9 protein-coding genes are annotated in these 6,979 nt (G+C 36.2%); all 9 read left to right on the top strand.

Annotation, left to right across the window (positions count from 1 at the left end):
• Positions 1-36: 36 nt before the first annotated feature.
• The 9 genes from D569_RS0122060 to D569_RS0122020 all read left to right on the top strand — a co-directional run bounded on the left by D569_RS0122060 (position 37) and on the right by D569_RS0122020 (position 6,918).
• Complete coding sequence (locus tag D569_RS0122060; RefSeq protein WP_018934569.1) at positions 37-396, top strand: HNH endonuclease; 360 nt, start codon at positions 37-39, stop codon at positions 394-396.
• Between the two features lie 127 nt (positions 397-523).
• Complete coding sequence (locus tag D569_RS0122055; protein WP_018934568.1) at positions 524-841, top strand: P27 family phage terminase small subunit; 318 nt, start codon at positions 524-526, stop codon at positions 839-841.
• On the top strand, positions 816-2,603 hold the full coding sequence (locus tag D569_RS0122050) for a terminase large subunit (RefSeq protein WP_018934567.1): 1,788 nt from the start codon (positions 816-818) through the stop codon (positions 2,601-2,603). Before D569_RS0122055 ends, D569_RS0122050 begins: the two co-directional genes overlap by 26 nt.
• A 155-nt stretch (positions 2,604-2,758) precedes the next feature.
• The gene (locus tag D569_RS0122045) at positions 2,759-3,988 is read left to right on the top strand and encodes a phage portal protein (RefSeq protein WP_026287434.1); all 1,230 of its coding nucleotides are present in this window, start codon (positions 2,759-2,761) and stop codon (positions 3,986-3,988) included.
• A 52-nt stretch (positions 3,989-4,040) separates the two neighbouring features.
• The gene (locus D569_RS0122040; protein WP_018934565.1) at positions 4,041-4,832 is read left to right on the top strand and encodes a head maturation protease, ClpP-related; all 792 of its coding nucleotides are present in this window, start codon (positions 4,041-4,043) and stop codon (positions 4,830-4,832) included.
• Position 4,833: 1 nt separating this feature from the next.
• Positions 4,834-6,069, top strand: a complete 1,236-nt coding sequence (locus tag D569_RS0122035) for a phage major capsid protein (protein WP_018934564.1) — start codon at positions 4,834-4,836, stop codon at positions 6,067-6,069.
• A gap of 32 nt (positions 6,070-6,101) precedes the next feature.
• Positions 6,102-6,281 carry a hypothetical protein gene (locus D569_RS23335; RefSeq protein ID WP_018934563.1) on the top strand — a complete coding sequence of 60 codons (180 nt, stop codon included), beginning with the start codon at positions 6,102-6,104 and terminating at the stop codon, positions 6,279-6,281.
• Between the two features lie 16 nt (positions 6,282-6,297).
• Positions 6,298-6,612, top strand: coding sequence for a hypothetical protein (locus D569_RS23330; RefSeq protein ID WP_018934562.1), 315 nt, complete (start codon positions 6,298-6,300; stop codon positions 6,610-6,612).
• Between the two features lie 12 nt (positions 6,613-6,624).
• Positions 6,625-6,918, top strand: coding sequence for a head-tail connector protein (locus D569_RS0122020; protein ID WP_018934597.1), 294 nt, complete (start codon positions 6,625-6,627; stop codon positions 6,916-6,918).
• The last annotated feature ends 61 nt before the right edge of the window (positions 6,919-6,979 follow it).

Here is a 6,979-nt window from a genome sequence, read left to right as displayed (position 1 = left end):
TAATGGCTGATACATTAAAAACGGTTGTGGAAAAGGATGAAAGTTAATCCATTTCTTTGGACAAGTACAACTAGTTTAACTAAGGCAATGCGAGATGCCTTTTACAAAAGTTTTATATGGCAAAAAAAGAGAGAGACTATCCTAGAAAGAGATGAGTACCTGTGCCAGGTGTGCATGGAGTATGATGATCCTATACCAGCTGATACAGTTCATCATATTGTTCACCTAAGAGATGACCCAACCCTAGCCTTGGTAGATACTAACTTAATAAGTGTTTGCTTCGATTGTCATAACGATCTTCATCCTGAGAAAGGTTTTGGACAAAAGAAAGAGAAAAAGATTTCAAGAAAAATAAAAACTTTTGAAGTGAATGAAAATCCAGAGCAAACATGGTGATACCCCCCTACCCAATAAACTGGAGTCGATCAATCGCCCAGAGCGAGCCGCCCCTTCGTTTTCACCGTGGAGAAATTTTCATGAAAGGGGGGTAACAGAAAAAAATGATGAGAGGAGGATTTACAAAATGGCTGTTCCAACCGCGAAATTACTGAGGGAATACCTAGGCGAAAATTATCAAGAATCGGATGAAGAATTGATAAAATTGTATGTCGAAACACATCAATTTTATCGAAAAATGAAAGCAGAATTAAAAAAATCTACTCTTTTAATGGAGCATACTAATAAATTCGGAGCCAAGAATCTTGTAAAAAATCCTCTCGCGATCGAATTAACGAAAACAGTTCAAACGCTTAATAACTTGTTAAAATCACTTGGTCTTACTCCAGCACAACGAAAGAAAATAGAGAATGGTGGAGATGACGACGACTTCGACAGCTTCTAACATCAAGAAGGCAAAGCAAAGTTTTAGTTTTATAACATGGAAAAAAGACCAGGTGAAGAAAGGTAATATCCTTGAAAAACCATCAGACAAGTTATTGACAACCTGGTATGCTAAACAAGTTGTTAAAGGCAAGATTGTAGCAAGTAAAAATAATATTTTAGCAGCCAAAAGGCATTTAAATGATTTAAAAAGGCAAGGAACGGACGAATTTCCATGGGTGTTTGATGAGGAAAAGGCATATCGTCCAGTAAGATTTATTGAAAAGTATTGCAAACCATCTAAAGGTGATTATGATCAATTAATTGCTCAGCCGTGGCAACATTTTGTGATAGGTTCATTATACGGTTGGGTTCATAAAGATACTGGTGTAAGGCGCTTTCGTGAGGGCCTTATTTTTGTTGGTCGAAAAAACGGTAAATCGACATTAATATCAGGATTATCACTGTATTCTTTCTCCAAAGATGGGGAAAACGGTGCAAATGTTTATCTGTTAGCAAATGCTAAACAACAGGCAAGCATTATTTTTGATGAAGCCAAAGCGATGGTAAAAAAATCGCCAAAGCTGAGAAAAAGATTCGTTCCTAAGCGTGATGAAATTGAGTATGCTAAAGCATTTTCCAAAATTGAGCCTCGTGCTTCAGACAGTGAAAAATTAGATGGTTTGAATACACATCTTGGTGTATTTGATGAAATTCACGAATTTAAGGATTATAAACTGATTAACGTTATCAAAAAATCACGTGGATCTCGTAAACAACCACTTATTTTATATATTACAACTGCTGGTTATCAACTAGATGGTCCTCTTGTTAAATATTATGCTGATGGTGTTCAAGTGTTGGAAGGTGCCATTCAAGATGAACGTACTTTTTATTATTTGGCTGAATTAGATAACGATGAAGAGTTTGAAAAGCCAGAAACATGGATTAAAGCAAACCCTAACATGGGGGTTTCGCTTGATTTAGATGTCCTCATGGATGATTGGGATAAGGATAAACGAACTCCAGAAGAGCGTTCAGACTTTATAACTAAACAATTTAATATATTTGCGAATGGCAGCAAAGTTCCTTTTATTGATTTTAAAACATTAGAGAAAAACGATAAGCACATGGATATTAAAGTACTTGAAGGTGCTGAAGGGGTTGCTGGTTATGATTTATCTGACTCTGAGGACTTTACAAGTGCTTGTGTAGAATTTCCGTTAGAAACAGGAGAAGTGTTTGTCTTATCTCATTCTTGGATTCCATTGAAAAAAGTAAAAGAAGGTAATGAAAAAATACCTTATCGAGAGTGGGAAAAAGATAATTACTTAACAATCGTTGATGAAGAGTACATTAACAAAGACATTGTCGAAGAATGGATCGAGGAACAAGCTAAAATGTATAACATTCCATTGATTACTTATGATCCGGCCAAAGCTTTCCGATTAAATAAATCGTTAGAAGAAAAAGGTTTTGAAACAGAAAAAGTAAGACAAGGTTTTCAAACTCTTGGTCCTGCTTTAGATGATTTGAAAGAAATGTTTTTGGATGGAAAAGTAATATTTAATGAGAATCCACTTCTCCGTTGGTATATAAACAACGTGGAGCTTGTGAAAGACCGAAATAACAATAGATTACCAACAAAAGCTGGTCGATATCGTAAAATTGATGGATTTGCAGCATTGTTAAATGCTCATACAAAGGTAATGGAAAAATTGGTTGTTCCAACTGGTGATGGTGATATTGGAGTTGTTAGTATGCAAGATTTGATGAAGGAGTGATTGGTAAATGAAATTATTCAGTTTGTTATTGATTGTAATCTTACTTTTCAATTTTCAACCATGTATACAAAACGAACCTATCAGAATGAAAAATTGGATGTTTGTTTACTAAGGAGGTGATCCACATCTAATTCAAATTGAAAGGTGGTGAAACATTGAGATTCTTTCAGCGATTAAAATACTCATTTTATAGCGCTTATGCAGCATGGAAGGGGGATGGCTTTGATTTTTCATCTTGGATGGGAAAGTCATTTTGGGGTATTGATAATTCCACCTTAGCCACTAATGAAACTATTTTTAGCGCAGTTACAAGGCTATCCAATAGTATGGCTACATTGCCGTTAAAATTGTATCAAAACTATGAAATGAAGCAAAATAGTGCTTCGGATGTGTTAATTAACAATCCCAATCCTAATATGACAGGTTTTGAGTTTATTAGAAATTTAGAAACTGCTAGGGATGAAGAAGGAAATGGTTATGCTCTTATTGAACGTGACATAAGGTTACAGCCTTCCGGACTAACATTAATTAATCCAGATTATGTGGAGCCTGTCATCGAAAGAAACAGTAAAGAATTATGGTACCAGGTTCTAGGTGAAGATGGGAATCGCTATTATGTACACAATATGGAAATGTTACATGTTAAGCATATTGTAGGTTCACATAGTTTAAAGGGAATTAATCCCATTAAAGTGTTACAGAATGCCAATGACTTTGATAAGGCAGTTCGAGAGTTCAGTTTAAAAGAAATGCAATCTGCACCAAACTCATTTATATTGAAATACGGTGGAAATTTAGATGATGACAAAAGAAAAAGAGTCATTGAAGATTTTAAAAGGTTCTACAAGGATAATGGCGGTATTTTGTTCCAAGAACAAGGTGTAGAAATTAAAGAATTGGAGAGAAAATACGTTGCAGCTGATACATTCGCGTCCGAACGGATTACACGTTCCAGGGTAGCGAATGTTTTTAATATGCCAGTTACAATGCTCAATGATACAGAAGGGCAGAGTTATTCAAGTAATGAACAGCTGATGCGTATGTTTGTAGACCTTACTTTAATGCCAATTGTAAGGCAGTATGAGCAAGAATTTAATAGAAAATTACTTACACCAGCCGAAAGAAAAGCTGGTTTTTATTTTAAATTTAACACGAAGGCTCTTCTTAGAGGCGATATCTCTACCCAAGGCGATTATTACGCCAAAGCCATTCGTAATGGGTGGATGAAGCAAGATGAAGCTAGGATGTATGAGGATTTACCTCCGGTGGGAGGGAACGCATCTAAATTATGGGTTAGCGGAGATTTATATCCAATTGATATGGATCCATCAGAACGAAAATCAAACAGTAATAGCAGTAATAATTCAAATAATGGGGATGGATAACACGTTATAATACGTGTATTTTTTATGCCATTTGAAAGGGGGTGTGGATTAAGTGAGAAAGCGACAATTGAAATTAAACCTTCAACATTTTGCTAAAAAGCGAAACAAGTTTTGGAGCATGAAGATGTCTGCTAATCAAGAAGATTCAGCGGATGTTTTTATTTACGGTGACATAGAACGTTATCAATGGTTAGAAGAAGATACAACAGCATCTAGTTTCAAGCAAGATTTAGACGATCTAGGCGATGTTTCCAACATTAATTTACACATTAATTCACCTGGTGGTGCCGTTTTTGAAGGAATCGCCATTCACAATATGCTTAAAAGCCATCCGGCAAGAGTGAATGTTTATGTAGATGCCTTAGCTGCATCCATCGCTAGTGTTATTGCAATGGCCGGTGATCAGATTCATATGTATAAAAATTCTATGATGATGATCCATAACGCCTGGACTATTGCGCTAGGTAATGCCAATGAATTACGTAAAAAAGCGGATGATTTAGACAGAATTAATCAGTCAGCGGTCCAAAGTTATCTCCAAAAGGCAGGTGAAAAACTAAATGAAGATGAGTTAAAGCAAATGTTGGATGATGAAACGTGGTTATCTGCAGATGAAGCTCAACAATACGGACTAGCTGATGTAGTTCTAGAAGAAAATCAAGCCGTTGCTTCTGTCAGTGAAGATTTATTTAAGCAATATAAAAATGTGCCAAAAGCTCTTCAAAAGAAAGTGGATAAACAAGAAGAAGGTATTTCTGAAGAAGAGATGGCACGAAGACAGAAAATAGCTGAACAATCTAAACAAAATTCAGCATTAATAAAAGATATTTTAGGAGGAATTTAACATGAAAAAGAGCCAAGCATTATTAAAATCTGTGCAACAACGTCAAAAAGGACAATGGTTACGTCTAAATAACTTGCAGTATTTCGGTGGTCAAAAGACGCTTTTTGAGTACAAACAAAACATGACAACCATCGGTCAACAACTTCAAAAAGTGGAAAATGAATTAGCAGATGCTGCTATTGACACATCCAAAACATCTGAGGATATTCAAACATTACAAAAATCACGAGATGATTTGAAACAACGATTTGATGTGATTAAAGAGCAGCACGATCAACTAGAAGCAGAACAAAAAGCAAAATTCGAAGATCAAAACAACATCAAAGGTATCGACGATCCAAAACAAAAGAAAGTCGAAGCGAAAGCGGAAATGATTCGTGCTACGATGACCAATAAGCCTATTACGAAAGAGGTCTTTCAAGCGTTAGGCGATAACACAGATCCTAGCACTGGTGGAGAAAAGTTACTGCCAAAAACAGTATCTAATGAACTTATCCATGAACCATTTGTCAAAAATCCATTGCGTGACATCTCAGTATTTACGCAAGAAACCAACTTAGAAATTCCGAAAATTGCATTTCAATTGGATGATGATGACTTTATCGGTGATACCGAAACAGCGAAGGAAATGAAAGCAACTGGTGATACTGTTACATTTGGTCGTCACAAATTCAAAGTATTTGTACCAATTTCCGAAACTGTTTTAAACGGAACTACAACAAATCTTGTTACAACAGTCGATCGAGGTCTTGAATCAGGTTTAGCAGCTAAAGAGAAAAAGGTTGCTTTTGCTACAACACCAGCAACTGGTGAAGAGCATATGTCCTTCTATTCGACTCAAAACGACATTAAAGAAGTAAATGGAGAGTCCAAATATAAAGCAATTAAAGCAGCTATTGCAGATTTGCATGAAGATTTCCGTGATAATGCAAAAGTGGTAATGCGTTATGCGGATTACATGGACATTATTGAAGTGTTAGCTAACGGTAATGCATCTCTCTATAACGCTCAACCAGAACAAGTCTTAGGTGTACCTGCTGAATTCGTCGATGCTGCTTCAGATCCTATTGTTGGTGACTTTGCTTATTCTCATTTTAACTACGATCTTCAGATGTTACGTGATCGTGATAAAGATGTAAAAACAGGTGTGGAATTGTTCGTTCTAACAGCTTGGTTAGATCACCAAATCAAGTTAAAATCTGCATTCCGTATTGCGAAAGTGGTAGAAACAGTCTAATAAACCAGAAATCTAACATGGAGGTGTTGAATATGCCTTATTTTAACGATATCCATTTAACAACAGGTGGTAGTATTACCGCCGATGGGAAACAAGCGGAACCAATAGAAGATCATGCTGACCCATCTTCAGCAACTGCAGAAGACATTGCTGCTAAACAAAATGAAATCCTAGCCGCCTTACGTGCGGTTGGGATTATCCAATCATCATAAAAGTGAGGGATTTTAAATGAAATATATAGTTCTAAAACGTTTTATCGATAAACTTACTAAAAAGTATTATGCTGCTGGTGACATCTATGAATCTAATGACGAAAAACGCATTAAAGAATTGCAAGAAAAAGGTTACTTAGGAGAAAAAATAGAGGAACCTAAAAGGAATGAAGAGCCTTCTGTACTTGATGGTAATGTAACTCAAGTACAAGAAGCAATCACTGCTGATCTATCAACAGACGAATTGAAACAGTTATTAGAGATGGAACAAAGTGGATCGGACCGTAAAGGTGTCGTTCAGCACATTAAATCCCTCTTACCAGAAGAGTAAGGGGGATTTTTGATGCCTCTACCAGATTTACAAAATGTAAAAGAATATTTAAAAATTGACGGCGATGAGGAAAATACTCAAATTCAAGAATTTATCGATACTGCTGTTGAAGAGTTGGAGGACTCTGGTATTAAAGATCAATCTACTGTTAGTTATGGAATGGCTATCAAACTATTGGTGGCCGGCTATTATGAGGAGCGTCGTCCTCAAGTGATTGGTACGGTAACTACCAATTTACAATATAGTTTGGAACGCATCATTTTACGGCTTAAAGCTCGTGAATTACCGGCAGGTGATGAAGAATGAATGCAGGGGACCAAAGACATCGACTAATATTTAAACAGAACGATGCCGTAGATGAAGAAGG

The organism is Gracilibacillus lacisalsi DSM 19029 (genome assembly GCF_000377765.1).
Lineage (GTDB): Bacteria > Bacillota > Bacilli > Bacillales > Amphibacillaceae > Gracilibacillus > Gracilibacillus lacisalsi.
The sequence above is the reverse complement of the archived record's forward strand: the minus strand, read 5'-3'. Positions and strand labels throughout refer to the sequence as shown.

Coding starts and splice junctions, on each gene's coding strand:
- D569_RS0122060 (WP_018934569.1), top strand. CDS start 37: ATGAAAGTTAATCCATTTCTTTGGACAAGTACAACTAGTTTAACTAAG.
- D569_RS0122055 (WP_018934568.1), top strand. CDS start 524: ATGGCTGTTCCAACCGCGAAATTACTGAGGGAATACCTAGGCGAAAAT.
- D569_RS0122050 (WP_018934567.1), top strand. CDS start 816: ATGACGACGACTTCGACAGCTTCTAACATCAAGAAGGCAAAGCAAAGT.
- D569_RS0122035 (WP_018934564.1), top strand. CDS start 4,834: ATGAAAAAGAGCCAAGCATTATTAAAATCTGTGCAACAACGTCAAAAA.
- D569_RS23335 (WP_018934563.1), top strand. CDS start 6,102: ATGCCTTATTTTAACGATATCCATTTAACAACAGGTGGTAGTATTACC.
- D569_RS23330 (WP_018934562.1), top strand. CDS start 6,298: ATGAAATATATAGTTCTAAAACGTTTTATCGATAAACTTACTAAAAAG.
- D569_RS0122020 (WP_018934597.1), top strand. CDS start 6,625: ATGCCTCTACCAGATTTACAAAATGTAAAAGAATATTTAAAAATTGAC.